This is a genomic window from Paraburkholderia diazotrophica, from assembly GCF_900108945.1.
Classification (GTDB): domain Bacteria; phylum Pseudomonadota; class Gammaproteobacteria; order Burkholderiales; family Burkholderiaceae; genus Paraburkholderia; species Paraburkholderia diazotrophica.
In genome coordinates, this window is the sequence record NZ_FNYE01000001.1 from 51,147 (window position 1) to 65,007 (window position 13,861).

The window sequence follows — 13,861 nt, forward strand, 5'->3', positions numbered from 1 at the left end:
TAGCGGTTGCCTGGGTCACTGCTGCGGCACGAGCAGATTGGCGTCGCGCGCGAGCAGCCAGCGGCCGTCGATTTCCTTGCGCAGGATCGTCAGCGTGTTGCCGGCGCGGCGCATCGGCGGCGAGCCGTCCTTCGGCGTGATCGTCACTTCGAGATGCGCGCGCAAGAACGCCCAGTCGCCGAGCACCTGAAGTTCGAGAATGTCGCTCTTGCCGTCGATGTCGATGTTCTTCTGTCCTTCGGATGCCGCCATGAACGCGGCCTTGCCGAAAGGCTTCTGGCCCGCGACCATGAACACGGCGTCGTCCGTCATCAGGCTCAGCACGGTCGCCGTGTCGCCTGCCTTGCTGGCGGCGAGCCATGTGTCGATCAGCTGGCGGATTGCGCGCTCGTCGTCGGTCATGATGCTGTCCTCGATGGTCGGAATGTGATCCGTCGATTGTAGACCGTCGATGCGAAGCGTCAGCGCAGCGCGTTATCTCGACGTGACGATTACGCCGACGCTCGCGCTCACGACGAACAGCGTCCCCGCGAGTTGCAGCGCCGTCATCGGCTGATGCAGCACGACGAAGCCCGCGAACGCGCCGATCGCCGGTTCGATGCTCATCAGAATGCCGAACGACGACGCGGGCATGTGCCGCAGCGCGATCATCTCCAGCGCGTAGGGCAGAAGCGGCACGAGCAGCGCGAGCCCGGCCGTTGCGGCCAATTGCGTCGATGCGATGTGCAGGCCGTGCTCAGCGAGCCCGAACGGCGTCGCGGCGAGCGCCGCCGCGATCAGCGATACCGACAGCCCTTCGAGCCCGTCGAAGAGCGCGCCCGTCTTCTTCATCAACACGATGTAGCTGCCCCAGCCGCACGCCGCGCCCGCCGCGAGCAGCATGCCGATCGGCTCGCCGACCCAGCCCGCGCGGTCATGCGCGAGCAGCAGCACGCCGGCGACGGCGAGCAGCGGCCATAGCAGCGCGCGCAGATGCCGCACGCCCAGCGTCGCGACGGTGAGCGGGCCGAGAAAATCGATCGCGACGGCAAGGCCAAGTGGAATGCGCTCGATCGCCGAGAAGAAGCACAACGTCATGCCCGCCATCGCAACGCCGAGCACGCCCGCCGCGATCCAGTGCGCGCGCGAGTAGCGGCGCAACCGAGGTCGCACGACGAGCGCGAGAACAGCCGCCGCCCACGCGAGCCGCAACCAGGTCGTGCTGAATGCGCCGAATGCGTCCATCGTCGGCGCGGAAAGCGCGGCGCCGAATTGCACGCACGACATCGACAGCAAGCCGAGCAGCGCTGCCACGCCGACGTGGCGCTTCGGCGCGGCGGGCGTAGGTGCGGCGGTCTCTGGCGTGGCCGGCGCGGGTCCAGTCGGTGCGGGTCCGGTCGGTGCGCGAGACGAAGGCGACGCGTCCAATGCGGTGGGATCGGCGAACGAGGAATCTTTCATGGGTTGTTTTCAATGGGCGCGCAGTGCAATGGGCGCGCAGTGTGCATCGAAGGACAGAAGAACGACAGAACCCATCATATCGGCGAAATGAGCGTTAAGATAAGCTGATATTTCTTATGCCACTATCACGGACGCTAATAGTGCGCGACTTCGACAACAGTCTTCTCAGAGCCTTCGTGACGGTCGCGGAGACGGGCGGCGTCAGTGCCGCCGCTGCGCGGCTCTCACGAACCCAGGCGGCCGTCAGCATGCAACTGCGCCGACTGGAGGACGACATCGGCCAGCGTCTGCTCGAGCGTTCGCCGCGCGGCGTGCGCCTGACGGAGGCGGGCCATCGGCTGCTGCCCTATGCGCACGCGATTCTCGGCGCGGGTGAAGATGCCCGCCGCGCGTTCGAAGCGGGCGATGTGGCAGGCACCGTGCGTCTCGGCATGCTCGAAGACGTCGCGGTGGGCCGTTTGCCGCGCGCGTTGCGGCGTTTCTCGGCGGCGCATCCGCAGGTCGCGCTGGAGATCGTCGTCGATGCGAGCGCGGCGCTGTCGCAGCGCCTTGCCGATGGCGCGCTCGACGTGCTCGTCGGCGATCCGGCGATGGTCGATGCGACGCCGCTCGTCGCGTGGACTCAGCCGCTCTATTGGGTCGGCGCGCGCGGCTATGTGGCCGGGCGCGATGCGCCGCTGCCGCTCGTCGCCTTCGGCGGCACATGCCTGTGGCAGCAGCATGTGATGACGATCTTGCGGCGCGCGGGCATCGCGTGGCGCGTCGTCTGCACGAGCACGAGCCTGCCTGCCGTGCAGTCGGCCGTCGAAGCAGGGCTGGGCGTATCGGTGCTGCTCGAAGGCAATATCCGCTATGAATCGATGCGTGTGCTCGGCGCCGCCGACGGCTTGCCCGAGCCGCCCACTGCAGACCTCGGCCTTTTCACCCGGCACATGCCGGGCGCGCAGAGCGCCGCCGTCGATGCATTGCAGACCTTCCTTTGCGAAGAACTGGATATCGGCCTTATCGAGCGTTCATCGAAAGAGCGCCGTTAGCGCCGGAATGCGGCAGCGGATGCTATGCACGCATGGCTTGCGCGAAAAGCGACAGTTTGAGAGCGCGTGAAAGCTGTGAGGATTCCTCGTATGTCCAACGATGAACAACGGTGAACAACCGTTGACTTGCGGGCGTGTTGATCGTGTTGTCATATTGCCCGTTCATAGTCTGTCCGAGGGCCGCGATGGCTTGAGTGCGTGAGAGCCCGCTTCAGCACATATCAATTCGACACTGCCGCTACAGCATGACGAGGTGATCCGCGCGGACGGTGTGATCGGGGAAAGGCATGAACCATCATCAGCTTGAGTCGGATCTCGAGCATCTCGAGCATGTCCTGGTGCGCATTTCCGGTGCGGAGCCCATTCCGCTTTCGTACTGGCGCAAGCGCGTCGATGACGTCAATGCGGCTGCGCGCATTCCTGCGCAGAAGTGCCGTGCGCAGAAGCTTCACGAAGCGTTGAATGCGCTGGAGTCCCGTACGGGGACTTGAGCGTTTGCCTGTTCCGCGATGCGTCGCCTGGGCGCTTTCGCTGGCATCCGCGTTAGCGCCTCCTCGCGCATTGCGGATGCTCCGAACAGGCAAGGACACCCACGAAAAGCAGCCGCAAGCGGCTGCCGGCAACTATTGCAAAAAGCGGCAAAAGCGGCGGCGCCGCGCACGATTTGCAGGCGCCTCGATCAGCCGTTTGCCGGAACAAAGGCACGTGCGCTCAGCGTCTGATCACGCCCATCAGCAGCGTCACGAGGAAGATCACGATAAAAATAAAGAACAGCACCTTCGCGATTTCGGCAGCGCCGGCGGCGATACCGCCAAATCCGAAGATGGCCGCGATAATGGCAATGACGAAAAAGATGGCAGCGTATCGAAGCATGGCAGTCTCCATCGTTGGATTGCTGGACAGGTCGATGCAGCGATCGACCGACACGCGGGAACCGCGTCGGCAGGCGCAGGCGCCGCCGTCACGGCATCGAGCAACGCCCGTGCCCATCATGCCATCATAGGAAGCCTGGTGGGCCCTATGCAATTTTCAGCAAGTGTCGGCTCATGACAGCCAATTTTCTCGCCTCGATCGGAATTTCGTGGATCGTCATCGCTTGCGTGGTGGTGGCGATACTGCCGTTGTCGATTGCATGGCTGCGGCCCGCAATCACCGCGTGCAAGCAGGTTTCGTCGACGGGTATCGGGTCGGTCGCGTTCTTCTACGGCGCAAACGTGCAGGCCGAGCAGTTAGAGTCGTTCGATACTGTCGTGCTCGAACCCGACAGTGGATTCGATCCGTGCGCACACACGGCGCACTGTCCGAACTGGTATGCGTATGTGAGCGTCGGCGAGGTGACGAAGCAGCGCGCGTACTACGCGAAAATCCCGAAGGAGTGGTTTGCAGGCCGTAACGAAGCGTGGGTGTCGACGGTCGTCGACCAGACGGCGGCCGGCTGGCCCGGGTTCGTTGTCGACGAGATCATCGGGCCGCTGTGGGAGCGTGGCTATCGCGGCTTTTTCCTCGACACGCTCGACTCGTATGGGCTCGTCGCGAAGACGGATATGGAGCGGGCGCGGCAGCAGGCGGGATTGATCGCGGTGCTGCACGCATTGAAGGCGCGCTACCCGCAGGCACAGCTGATCCTGAATCGCGGCTTCGAGATCCTGCCGCATGTGCACGATCAGGTCGCGGCCGTTGCGTTCGAATCGCTGTTCGGCCGCTGGGACCAGGCGAACCAGCGCTATGACGACGTGCCTGACAACGACCGTGAATGGCTGCTCGACCAGGCGCGCACGATATGCGAGCGGTACAGGCTGCCCGTCATTTCAATCGATTATTGTCCGCCGGATGACGACGCACGCCGCTGCGAGATCGCGCTGAAGATCGCCGCGCTGGGCCTCGAGCCCTATGTAACGGACGGCGCGTTGCAGACGGTGGGCGTGGGCAGCGCGGCACTCGAAGACATCGCGCGGCCCACGAAGGTGACATTCAAACTTTGAAGAGCCGGCGCGACAATCGACGCAATCCGGCACACGTCAGCGGCCTTAGCGCAACTGCGTGACGGCCAGCAGCAACACCATGCTGCCGATCGCGCCATCCAGCACGCGCCACGCGGTCGCGCGTTTGAAGAGCGGCGCGAGAGCCCGCGCGCCATAGCCCAGTGCAACGAACCAGATCGCGCTGACGAACATCGCGCCGACGGCGAACGCGGCACGTGTGCCTTGCGCTTCGCGGGCGCCCGCCGTGCCGATCAGCAGAAACGTATCCAGATAGACGTGCGGATTGAGCCACGTGAACGCGAGCGTCATCAGCACGATAGGCCACGCGCGTTGCACGGGCGGCGCGGCGTCGCCTTTCGAATCGGTGTCGAGCACGGCATGCCCGGGGCGCAGCGCGCGCATCAGCGCGCTGATGCCGAACCACGCCAGATAAGCGAGACCCACATACAGCAGCGCGTGGATGAAAGCCGGATAACGCTCGACGAGCACCGATGCGCCGCCGACGCCCGCGCCGATCAGCAGAAAGTCCGACAGCGTGCACAGCAGCACGATCTTGCCGATATGCGAGCGCATGATGCCTTGACGCAGCACGAATGCATTTTGCGCGCCGATAGTGACGATGAGTGACGCGCACAACGCGGCGCCATGTGAAAAAGCGAGCCAGTTCATGATGTTTTTGGGGAAGTGAGGAAGTCGCGTGGTGCCAGTCTGCCGCGATCGTTAGAATAAGAGAAGCTAATTTCGGTAATGCCGATTAAGGAGCGCTAATGCTCGACTATGCACTGCTGGATGCGCTCGCGGCCGTCGTGCGCCACGGCTCGTTCGATCGCGCGGCGACGGCGCTCAATGTGACGCCTTCGGCCGTATCGCAACGCGTGAAGCTATTGGAAGAGCGCGTCGGCAGCGTGCTCGTCAAGCGCGGGCAGCCATGCACGGCGACCACATCGGGCGCGTTGCTGTGCCGGCATACGGAGCGCGTGCAACTGCTCGAAGCCGAACTCACGGGCCGCGTGCCCGATCTGCCCGGCGCGTTGCTGGAGCCGTGGCCGACCTTGCGCGTCGCCGTGAACGACGACAGCGTGGGCACGTGGTTCATCGATGCTGTTGCGGGCTTCTGCGCCGAGCGCGGCATGTTGCTCGATCTGGTGATCGACGATCAGGACCATACCGCACAGCGTATTCGTGACGGCAGCGTGCAGGGCGCCGTGACGACGCAATCGGAGCCCGTGCAGGGTTGCCGTTCGACGCGGCTCGGCAGGATGCGTTATCTCGCCGTCTGCACGCCCGCGTATTTCGAGCGCTATTTCAGCGAAGGCGTCGCGCGCGATACGCTGCGCCGCGCGCCGTGCATCGATTTCAATCCGAAGGATCAGCTACAAAAGCGCTTCGTGCGCAAGATCACGCGCGCCGAACTCGATGCGCCGACGCACTGGATTCCGCACGTCTCCGGGTTTCTGCGCGCATGCTCGACGGGCCTGGGCTGGGGCATGTGCCCGGAGCGGATGATCGCCGCGCAGCTCGAAAGCGGCGAGCTGATCGACATGGCGCCGGGCAAGCATCTCGACGTCGACTTGTACTGGCAGAGCTGGCGGCTGTCGATCGGCTGGCTCGACGATTTTGGCGCGGCGCTGCGCAAGCGGTCCGCCGAGTTTCTCGACTGACCGCCTGCATGCTTTCTTTTCACGCGAGATTCAATGCAGCCGGATCACAGGATGCACGCGGCGGCGCAGCCAATGGCTCGCCGTATCGAGCGTCATGCGCGCGAAGCCGGTGAGCGTCATTACGTGCCGGCGATAGATCAGCCGGTAGACGACGGTTGCGAACCAGCCGTCGACGAACACGGGCCGTTCGCGCAGCCCGCTCAGGCTGCCGATCGTGCCGACATCGCCGAAGCCGACCAGCGTGCCCGCATCGCGATATGTGAACTCCGGCAGCGCTTCACCGCCGACACGGCATTTCAGCGCGCGGGCGAGAAACATCGCCTGCTGATGCGCAACCTGCGCACGCGGCGCGAGAAAGCCGTCTGCATCTGACGGACAGGCCGCGCAATCGCCGAGCGCGAACACGTTCGCATCCGTCGTCGTTTGCAGCGTGCGGTTCACAAGCACCTGCGCGTTGCGATTCACCGCGATGCCGTCTAGCGTGCGCAACACGGGCGGCCCTGCAATGCCTGCTGTCCAGATCGCGATATCGCTTGCGAGTTGCTCGCCGTCGTGCGTGCACACGGCCGCTTCGCGCACTTCGGTGACACGCGTATTCGTGAGCACGTCGACGCCGAGCCCGCCGAGAATCCGCTGCGCCCGCGCCGAAATGCGTTGCGACAGCGCGGGTAATACGCGATCGGTGCCTTCGATCAGCCTGATGCAGAAGTCGCGCTCGGGATCGAGTGCGAAGAGGCTATAGCGGTGCATCAAACGGATGCTGTCGCGCAGCGCTGCCGCAAGCTCGACACCCGTCGCGCCCGCGCCGATGATGTTGATCGACACGGGCTGCACGTGTTGCGCGCCGCTCACGCGCCGCGCGTGATTCGCCCGCGTGCACGCGTCGAGCAGCTTGCGGCGAAACGATTCCGCATGCGTGACTGATTCAAGCGGCAGCGCGTGTTCGGCGGCGCCTTGCACGCCGAAATAGTTCGTCACGCTGCCCATCGCGAGCACGAGCGTATCGAATGCGATGTCGCGCGCGGGCAGCACTTCGCGGCCATCCGCGTCGCGCGTCGCATCGATCGTGATGCGGCGCTGCGCGCGATCGAGCGATTGCAGCGAGCCCTGTTCGAACTCGAAGCCATGGCGCCGCGCCTGCACCGCGTATTGCAGCTGGTGCGTGGCGGGATCGATCTGCCCCGATGCCGCTTCGTGCAGCAGCGGCTTCCAGAAGTGCGTCGGCGAGCGGTCGACGAGAACGATCCGCGCTTGTCCGCTCTTGCCAAGCGATTCGCCGAGCCGCGTCGCGAGTCCCAGTCCACCGACGCCGCCGCCAACGATGACGATACGGTGCGGCGCATAGTGCGTGCTGCTTGCTGTGTGTCGATCGATCGAGGCCATGACGTGTACTCTCCTGAACGTTTGCAATTCGATTCATGCGGCAACTTCATCATTGAGGTCGAGTATAGAATCGGGGAAAACAGCAGCACAATTTAATGTTTGTACGAAACATATAGGTTTTTGCTTATGTTGAAAGCGGCGACATTTCGTCAATTGAAGGCGCTTCATACGGTGGCGAAGCTCGGCAGCGTGTCGGGCGCGGCGGAGGAGTTGCGTCTGACGCAACCCGCCGTATCGCTGCAAATCAGGTTGCTCGAAGACGCCGCGGGCGCGCCGCTCTTGCAGCGCGTGGGCCGCGGCGTGCAACTGACGGCGGCGGGAGAAATCCTCGCGCGCTATGCGCTCGAAATCCTCGACTTGTGGAACGGCGCCGCCGACGATCTCGCCGCGTTGCACGGCGAGCAGGGCGGCACGCTGCGCATCGGCGCAATCACGACGGCCGAGTATCTGATCCCGCCGTTTCTCGTGCGTTTTACTGAGGCGCGTCCGCAGGTGAAGGTGCAGTTCAAGGTCGGCAACCGCGCGGACATCATTCGCATGCTTGCGACGCACGAAATCGATCTCGCCGTGATGGGCAGTCCGCCGCGCGAGTTGCGCACGGTCGCCACGGCATTCGCGAAGCATCCGATGGCGTTCGTCGCGTCGCCGTCACATCCGCTGATGAAGAAGAAGCGCCTGACGCTAGGCGATCTGGAGTCCGCGAATCTGTTCGTGCGCGAGCGCGGCTCGGGCACACGTTCGACCGTCGAAAATCTGTTCCGTCAGGCGGGGCACAAGCTTCACATCGGCTCGGAGCTGTCGAGCAACGAAGCGATCAAGCAACTGGTGGAAGCGGGCCTCGGCATTTCGTTTCTGTCGCTGCATGCGTGCACGCTGGAATTTCAGGCGGGGCTGCTCGCGCTGCTGCCGCTACCCGACAACCCGATCGAGCGCGACTGGTATGTGATGCATGTATCGGACAAGCGCTTGCCGCACGTCGCGAGCCTGTTTCGCGACTTTCTGATCGACGAGGGCATGACGGGCAGTGTGCCGATTCCGATGCCGTCCGTCGCGGCTGCGAGGAAGCGGCGCCGCGCGTGAAATCTGCCGGCTCGCGTTGAGACTTCGAGCCGAGCACGGCCGAAGCGCGCATCGACGTTGCTTCTACGTTACTCCGCCCGCTTGAACGGTCCTTCGTCGGACGGCGCGGGCTTCGTCTGCATATCGTCGTTTGCATCGCGCGTCTCGGGCATCGCGGCCCACACGAGCAGCACCGCAAGCGCGCCCGCGCCCGCGAGTCCGAAGAAGCTGATTGCGCTGCCGAAGCGGTCGGCAATGAAGCCCGCGAGCGCCGTCGAGAACGTTGCGCCGATCCCCGCCGCAAGACCGAACAGGCCGATCGTGAGGTTGTAGCGGCCCTTGCCGCCTGCGACGTCGGCGGCGATCAGCGGCAGCATCACGCCGAACACGGCCGCGCTCACGCCGTCGAGCATCTGCACGGGCACGAGCAGATACGGGCTGCTCACGCCCGCGAACAGCAACGCGCGCAACGGCAAAGCGGAGAAGCCGAGCAGCAGGATAGGGCGGCGTCCCCAGCGCTCTGCCGTGCGTCCGACCCACGGTGACAGCATCGCGACGATCGCTTGCGGCACGATGATGCAGGCGGCGATCACGAGTTGAACGTTTTCGCCCATGCCCGTCGTCACTTCGCCCGCTGCGAGGTTCAGCATTGCCGCATTCGACAGGTGGAACAGCACGACGCACGCCGCGAAGACCAGCATGCGCTTGTCGCGCAGCAGCTCGAGGATCGACTCCTTTTCCTCGTGCTCGTCTTGATCGTTCTTCACGGGCACGTGCGCCGGTGCGTGGTGCGACGGCATCGTGATCATCGACAGCGCGAGCAGAGCGGGCGCCGCGAGCGCGGCCGTCAGCCAGAACACGGCGCGCGCCGAGAAGTACTCGCCGAACAGGCCCATCAGGCCCGCGGCGATGGCGCTGCCGATCGACGCCCAGCGCGCATTGCGTCCGAGCCGGTCGCCGAGATCGTGCCGTCCGACGAGCGCGAACGAGATGGCCGCCATCGCCGGCACGAGCATGCAGCTCGCGAAGCCGTGAAAGACCTCGGCGGCCATCACGGGCAGCATGGTCGGACTCGCCGCGAGCAGCACGGCGCTGAGGATGATCGCGATGATCGCCCAGGCGGCGGCGCCCTTCTTGTTATGCAGGGCATCGACGACGGCGCCGCCCGGCACCTGACACACCATCGCGCTGATCGTGCCGACGGAAAGGGCGAGCCCGATCTCGCCCTGCGTCCACTTGTGCGACGCGAGGTAGGAAGCGATGAACGGCCCGAATCCCGTCTGCACGTTGGCGACGAAGAAGTTGAGCCAGTCGAGGGCGCGGAGACTGCGTGCGTTGACCATGAAACGGCTCGTCATCGTGAATTGCGTGCGGTTGATGCCGCCGCAGCGGACGACGATGGGCCAGCCGCCGTGGCAGGCGCGGAGGCTGGAGGCGGTGCGGGCAGTGCGGGTGACACGGCGCGGATCGGCTTGTCCGTCTCGTAGGATGGCGACGCCTTGATCTGCGCGTCATTGAGGTCCATCAACGGGCGCAGCGTCTTGTCCTTCGTGACGAAGCGCAGCGCCGACCAGTTCGCGGCGATCATCCGGCGATCGGGGCTGATGATGCCGCTCACGTCGAGCACGACGGCCTGCGGCTGCGCGTTCGCATCGATCAGCACGTCGATCACGCGGCCGACCTTGCCGCCGTTCGGACGCTCGACATCCGCGTCCATCAGTTCCAGTTGGCCGGGCGGCACGGCGGGCGGCGCCGTCACGGCGGCGAGCGGCGTCGCGAGCGCGGCCGACGGCTTCGGCTGGCTGGCCGCCGACACTTGATTGGGCGGCACGGTGATCGTGATCGGCGCGCCTTTCGCGTTCGGCGTGAAGCGGAAGGCCGTCCACGGAAATCCGACCTTGCGGTCGCCGACGCCGAGAAAGCCCTGCAGGTTCACGATCATCAGTCGCGGCGTGCCGCTCGCGTCCGCCGTCATGTCGACGGCGCGGCCAAACACCTTGCCGTCGCTCTTCTGCACTTCGCTGTCGAGCAGACCGTGCGTCGTGCTGCGCTCGATCACGCGCGTCGTGATGATCGGCGCGGGAGCGGGCGGCGGGGGCGGCGGCGGGGGCGGCGGCGCGACGACGGGCGGCGGCGGTTCCGGCTTGCGCGGACGCACCACAGGGGGACGCGGCTTCTTCGGTTCCTTCGGCTCGACGGTTTCGACGGGCTCGGGCTCAGGCTCGGATGCGGCGACGGGCGCGGGGACGTTCAGCAGCGTCACCGTCGCTTCGCTGATGGGCGCGGGCGGCTGCTCGGTGGGTCCGAACAGGCTGCATCCCGACAGGGTGGCGATCAAGGCCGCAAAAACGGCCAGAAACAAAAGACGGAAGGCTGGACGTAGGAAACCGCCGTTCATCAAGTGGGACTCCGTGGCCAGGGCGGCAGGCCGATGCAGGTGCTGTCGCAAACAAACGATCGAGAGACTCACGCGGGCATCGAAAGCCTCGCCGGCAATGCATTAAAGGCGTGGTTTGCCGAGAGTTTAACCTGTGACGCCGCGCGGCCCTTGTTTCGTCTGCGTTTGCGGGGCGCGGAACGCACGGCGCCGCTTCGCAAACGACGCTGTCGATGCGGTGGCCGCGCGAGCGCGCGGGCTGCATTCAATCTCGGCTTCAAAGTGCTTACAGCAACGCTTGCGCGCCTGTCGGGCCGCGCGCAGGCGTAGGTGTTAACACGCGGGTCGCGAGCGCGCGTTGCCGTGATTCAAACGATATAAGGATCGCGACATGCCCGGCATCTTTTTATCGCGATGGGACTTATAAGGTGATTCGCCTAACCTTCGCCTCAGCATAAAAAGAACAACGGCGCGCTGGCATGACGGACGACGTCCACCAGCGCGCCGAGGGCCGGAAAGGCAACACATACCGACTACTCAACGAGACGAACCTGATGACGGCGCAGCCGCTGAAGCGGCCGCCGTTTCAGCATGCTGATAAAGGAGGCACTCATCATGATGGAACCCCAGGCCCAGAGCATCGCGGAAGCCGCCGCGAGCGAGGTATTCGAAGGCACCCGCGGCGGGCAGACGTTCATCGATCGCTTTTTCGACATCACCGCGCGCGGCAGCACGGGACGTCAGGAGATCATCGCAGGCATCACGACGTTTCTCGCGATGGTGTATTCCGTGTTCGTCGTGCCGGGCATGTTCGGCAAGGCGGGTTTCGACACGAGTGCCGTGTTCGTCGCCGTGTGTCTGACGACAGCCTTCGGTTCTCTGCTGATGGGCCTCTGGGCGCGCCTGCCGATCGCGATCGGCTGCGCGATCTCGCTGACTGCATTCACCGCCTTCGGCCTCGTGCTCGGCAAGGGCTTGCATCCGAACGTCGCGCTCGGCGCCGTGTTCCTGATGGGCCTCGTTTTCACGGCGATTTCGGTGACGGGCGTGCGCTCGTGGATTCTGCGCAATCTGCCTGCGGGCGTCGCGCATGGCACGGGCATCGGCATCGGGCTCTTTCTGCTGCTGATCGCGGCCAACGACGTCGGTCTCGTCGTGAAGAATCCTGGGCCGGGGCTGCCTGTGTCGCTGGGCCATATCACGTCGCTGCCGGTGCTGATGTCGGTGGGCGGCCTCGCTGCCATCTTCGGTCTCGTGCGCCGTCGCGTGCCGGGCTCGATCCTGATCGTGATCGTCGCAATCTCGGCGCTCGCGCTGCTGATCGATCCCGCCGTCGCGTTCCATGGCGTGTTCGCGTTGCCGTCGCTGAGCACGCCGGGGCACGCTTCGCTGATCGGCGCGATGGACATCAAGGGCGCGTTGTCGCTTGCCGTGCTGCCTAGCGTGCTCGCGCTCGTGATGACGGCCGTGTTCGACGCGACGGGGACGATACGCGCCGTCGCAGGGCAGGCGGGCCAGCTCGACGAGAACGGCCGCATCATCAACGGCGGCCGCGCGCTGACGGCCGACTCGCTCAGCTCGATCTTCTCCGGCCTGATGGGCGGCGCGCCGGCTGCCGCTTATATCGAGTCGACGGTGGGCGTCGCGGCGGGCGCGAAGACGGGTCTGGCGGCGGCCGTGGTCGGCTTGCTGTTCCTCGTGGTCATGTTCTTCTCGCCGCTTGCCGCGCTCGTGCCTTCGTATGCGACGGCGCCTGCGCTGATGTATGTCGGCTTGCTGATGCTCTCCAGCGTGAGCAAGCTGCACATGGACGATATGGTCGATTCGATGTCCGGCCTCGTGTGCGCCGTGTTCATCGTGCTGACGGCCAATATCGTCACGGGCATCATGCTGGGCTTCTGCACGCTCGTGATCGGCCGCGTGGTCAGCGGCGAATGGCGCAAGCTGAACGTGGGGACAGTGGCGATCGCTGTTGTGCTGGCCGTGTTCTATCTCGGCGGCTGGGCGATCTGATTCTTCCGTCTGTCTCTCCTTCGTCTGCGGCGCGCAAAGCAAATCACACACAAGCTGTCGCAGACGCAACCCGGCGTTGACACCGGGCTTGACACCTCGCGTCAGACGCCTACACTTAACCTCATGGTTAAGTTTCAAGTCGACACACTCGATCGCACGTTCGCGGCGCTGGCGGACCCCACGCGCCGCGCGATGCTGTCGCGTCTGTCCGACAGCGTGGATCTGTCCGTCTCCGAACTCGCCGAGCCGTTCGCGATGTCGCTGCCCGCCGTGATGAAGCACCTCGACGTGCTGTCGGACGCGGGCCTCGTCACGCGGACCAAGACGGGCCGCACGGTCGCGTGCCGTCTGTCGGCGGGGCCGATGGAGGAAGCGATGGAATGGCTGCGCCGCTATCAGCGGTTCTGGTCCGAAGCGCTCGATCAACTGGCCGCCTACGTGGAGGAACAGTCATGCCCGACCGCCCCAGTCTTACGCTCCACCGACACATCAGCGCGCCCCCGGCGAAAGTCTTCAGCGCGTGGACGGACCCGCAGCAAATCGTGAAGTGGCTGCATCCCGGCGGCTGCAACGTCGTTCACGCCGAGATGGAGCTGAAGGCGGGCGGCCGCTTTCACATGATCATGCGCGCGCCCGATGGCGAAGAGCACGACGTGAACGGCGTCTTTCGCGAAGTCGCGATGAACGAAAAGCTCGTCTATACGTGGGCGTTTCGTTCGACGCCGGAACGTGAGTCCATCGTCACATTTACGCTGAAGCCTGACGGCGACGGCACGTGGCTCACGTTGAAGCACGAACAGTTCTTCGACGAAGCCGCGCGCGATGCGCATCGAGGCGGATGGACGGAAGCGCTCGACGGACTCGAACACTATTTCTTGTGAAGGCCGCGCTCGCCTGCATGGAGTGAACGTA

16 protein-coding genes are annotated in these 13,861 nt (G+C 65.1%); 9 read left to right on the forward strand and 7 right to left on the reverse strand.

What is annotated here, in order from left to right; translation table 11 throughout:
- Positions 1-15: 15 nt before the first annotated feature.
- The gene (locus tag BMW76_RS00255) at positions 16-402 is read right to left on the reverse strand and encodes an SgcJ/EcaC family oxidoreductase (RefSeq protein ID WP_090861554.1); all 387 of its coding nucleotides are present in this window, start codon (positions 400-402) and stop codon (positions 16-18) included.
- 72 nt (positions 403-474) lie between these two features.
- A complete protein-coding gene (locus BMW76_RS00260; RefSeq protein ID WP_090861556.1) occupies positions 475-1,440 on the reverse strand; it encodes an EamA family transporter in 966 nt (321 codons plus the stop codon).
- 116 nt (positions 1,441-1,556) lie between these two features.
- Here BMW76_RS00260 and BMW76_RS00265 point away from each other — a divergent pair, with 116 nt between their 5' ends.
- A complete protein-coding gene (locus BMW76_RS00265; RefSeq protein WP_177200272.1) occupies positions 1,557-2,474 on the forward strand; it encodes a LysR substrate-binding domain-containing protein in 918 nt (305 codons plus the stop codon).
- A gap of 287 nt (positions 2,475-2,761) precedes the next feature.
- Positions 2,762-2,965: a hypothetical protein gene (locus BMW76_RS00270; RefSeq protein WP_090861560.1), complete on the forward strand. Its 204-nt coding sequence runs from the start codon at positions 2,762-2,764 to the stop codon at positions 2,963-2,965.
- Between the two features lie 220 nt (positions 2,966-3,185).
- Here BMW76_RS00270 and BMW76_RS00275 read toward each other — a convergent pair whose 3' ends face one another.
- Positions 3,186-3,347 carry a DUF1328 family protein gene (locus tag BMW76_RS00275; RefSeq protein ID WP_007590496.1) on the reverse strand — a complete coding sequence of 54 codons (162 nt, stop codon included), beginning with the start codon at positions 3,345-3,347 and terminating at the stop codon, positions 3,186-3,188.
- 173 nt (positions 3,348-3,520) lie between these two features.
- Here BMW76_RS00275 and BMW76_RS00280 point away from each other — a divergent pair, with 173 nt between their 5' ends.
- The gene (locus BMW76_RS00280) at positions 3,521-4,456 is read left to right on the forward strand and encodes an endo alpha-1,4 polygalactosaminidase (protein ID WP_090861562.1); all 936 of its coding nucleotides are present in this window, start codon (positions 3,521-3,523) and stop codon (positions 4,454-4,456) included.
- Positions 4,457-4,501: 45 nt separating this feature from the next.
- On the opposite strand, the gene BMW76_RS00285 is transcribed toward BMW76_RS00280, so the two are convergent.
- On the reverse strand, positions 4,502-5,125 hold the full coding sequence (locus BMW76_RS00285) for a LysE/ArgO family amino acid transporter (protein WP_090861564.1): 624 nt from the start codon (positions 5,123-5,125) through the stop codon (positions 4,502-4,504).
- A 98-nt stretch (positions 5,126-5,223) separates the two neighbouring features.
- Between BMW76_RS00285 and BMW76_RS00290 the strand changes: the two genes are divergently transcribed.
- On the forward strand, positions 5,224-6,117 hold the full coding sequence (locus BMW76_RS00290) for a LysR family transcriptional regulator ArgP (protein ID WP_090861566.1): 894 nt from the start codon (positions 5,224-5,226) through the stop codon (positions 6,115-6,117).
- A gap of 30 nt (positions 6,118-6,147) precedes the next feature.
- Here the strand turns inward: BMW76_RS00290 and BMW76_RS00295 are convergent, their stop codons facing one another.
- Positions 6,148-7,500 (reverse strand): NAD(P)/FAD-dependent oxidoreductase, encoded by a 1,353-nt coding sequence (locus tag BMW76_RS00295; RefSeq protein ID WP_090861568.1) that lies wholly within the window; start codon positions 7,498-7,500, stop codon positions 6,148-6,150.
- Positions 7,501-7,626: 126 nt separating this feature from the next.
- Between BMW76_RS00295 and BMW76_RS00300 the strand changes: the two genes are divergently transcribed.
- Complete coding sequence (locus tag BMW76_RS00300) at positions 7,627-8,580, forward strand: LysR family transcriptional regulator (protein ID WP_090861570.1); 954 nt, start codon at positions 7,627-7,629, stop codon at positions 8,578-8,580.
- A 68-nt stretch (positions 8,581-8,648) separates the two neighbouring features.
- Here BMW76_RS00300 and BMW76_RS00305 read toward each other — a convergent pair whose 3' ends face one another.
- Positions 8,649-9,917, reverse strand: a complete 1,269-nt coding sequence (locus BMW76_RS00305) for an MFS transporter (RefSeq protein ID WP_090861572.1) — start codon at positions 9,915-9,917, stop codon at positions 8,649-8,651.
- A complete protein-coding gene (locus tag BMW76_RS00310; protein ID WP_090861574.1) occupies positions 9,914-10,957 on the reverse strand; it encodes a photosystem reaction center subunit H in 1,044 nt (347 codons plus the stop codon). The genes BMW76_RS00305 and BMW76_RS00310 overlap by 4 nt, the downstream gene beginning before the upstream one ends.
- A 33-nt stretch (positions 10,958-10,990) precedes the next feature.
- On the opposite strand from BMW76_RS00310, the gene BMW76_RS41605 reads away from it, so the two are divergent.
- From BMW76_RS41605 to BMW76_RS00330, 4 genes are all read left to right on the forward strand, one after another.
- On the forward strand, positions 10,991-11,266 hold the full coding sequence (locus tag BMW76_RS41605; protein WP_218162521.1) for a hypothetical protein: 276 nt from the start codon (positions 10,991-10,993) through the stop codon (positions 11,264-11,266).
- Positions 11,267-11,551: 285 nt separating this feature from the next.
- Entirely contained in the window at positions 11,552-12,949 is a 1,398-nt protein-coding gene (locus tag BMW76_RS00320) for an NCS2 family permease (RefSeq protein WP_090862439.1), read from the forward strand.
- A 123-nt stretch (positions 12,950-13,072) separates the two neighbouring features.
- Positions 13,073-13,495 carry an ArsR/SmtB family transcription factor gene (locus BMW76_RS00325; protein WP_090861578.1) on the forward strand — a complete coding sequence of 141 codons (423 nt, stop codon included), beginning with the start codon at positions 13,073-13,075 and terminating at the stop codon, positions 13,493-13,495.
- Entirely contained in the window at positions 13,402-13,830 is a 429-nt protein-coding gene (locus tag BMW76_RS00330) for an SRPBCC family protein (RefSeq protein WP_090861580.1), read from the forward strand. The genes BMW76_RS00325 and BMW76_RS00330 overlap by 94 nt, the downstream gene beginning before the upstream one ends.
- Positions 13,831-13,861: the final 31 nt, after the last annotated feature.

What these genes read in the sequence shown, in the direction of transcription:
- BMW76_RS00255 (WP_090861554.1), bottom strand. Translation starts at nt 402, where the DNA reads ATGACCGACGACGAGCGCGCAATCCGCCAGCTGATCGACACATGGCTC.
- BMW76_RS00260 (WP_090861556.1), bottom strand. Translation starts at nt 1,440, where the DNA reads ATGAAAGATTCCTCGTTCGCCGATCCCACCGCATTGGACGCGTCGCCT.
- BMW76_RS00265 (WP_177200272.1), top strand. Translation starts at nt 1,557, where the DNA reads ATGCCACTATCACGGACGCTAATAGTGCGCGACTTCGACAACAGTCTT.
- BMW76_RS00270 (WP_090861560.1), top strand. Translation starts at nt 2,762, where the DNA reads ATGAACCATCATCAGCTTGAGTCGGATCTCGAGCATCTCGAGCATGTC.
- BMW76_RS00275 (WP_007590496.1), bottom strand. Translation starts at nt 3,347, where the DNA reads ATGCTTCGATACGCTGCCATCTTTTTCGTCATTGCCATTATCGCGGCC.
- BMW76_RS00280 (WP_090861562.1), top strand. Translation starts at nt 3,521, where the DNA reads ATGACAGCCAATTTTCTCGCCTCGATCGGAATTTCGTGGATCGTCATC.
- BMW76_RS00285 (WP_090861564.1), bottom strand. Translation starts at nt 5,125, where the DNA reads ATGAACTGGCTCGCTTTTTCACATGGCGCCGCGTTGTGCGCGTCACTC.
- BMW76_RS00290 (WP_090861566.1), top strand. Translation starts at nt 5,224, where the DNA reads ATGCTCGACTATGCACTGCTGGATGCGCTCGCGGCCGTCGTGCGCCAC.
- BMW76_RS00295 (WP_090861568.1), bottom strand. Translation starts at nt 7,500, where the DNA reads ATGGCCTCGATCGATCGACACACAGCAAGCAGCACGCACTATGCGCCG.
- BMW76_RS00300 (WP_090861570.1), top strand. Translation starts at nt 7,627, where the DNA reads ATGTTGAAAGCGGCGACATTTCGTCAATTGAAGGCGCTTCATACGGTG.
- BMW76_RS00305 (WP_090861572.1), bottom strand. Translation starts at nt 9,917, where the DNA reads ATGACGAGCCGTTTCATGGTCAACGCACGCAGTCTCCGCGCCCTCGAC.
- BMW76_RS00310 (WP_090861574.1), bottom strand. Translation starts at nt 10,957, where the DNA reads ATGAACGGCGGTTTCCTACGTCCAGCCTTCCGTCTTTTGTTTCTGGCC.
- BMW76_RS41605 (WP_218162521.1), top strand. Translation starts at nt 10,991, where the DNA reads ATGCAGGTGCTGTCGCAAACAAACGATCGAGAGACTCACGCGGGCATC.
- BMW76_RS00320 (WP_090862439.1), top strand. Translation starts at nt 11,552, where the DNA reads ATGATGGAACCCCAGGCCCAGAGCATCGCGGAAGCCGCCGCGAGCGAG.
- BMW76_RS00325 (WP_090861578.1), top strand. Translation starts at nt 13,073, where the DNA reads ATGGTTAAGTTTCAAGTCGACACACTCGATCGCACGTTCGCGGCGCTG.
- BMW76_RS00330 (WP_090861580.1), top strand. Translation starts at nt 13,402, where the DNA reads ATGCCCGACCGCCCCAGTCTTACGCTCCACCGACACATCAGCGCGCCC.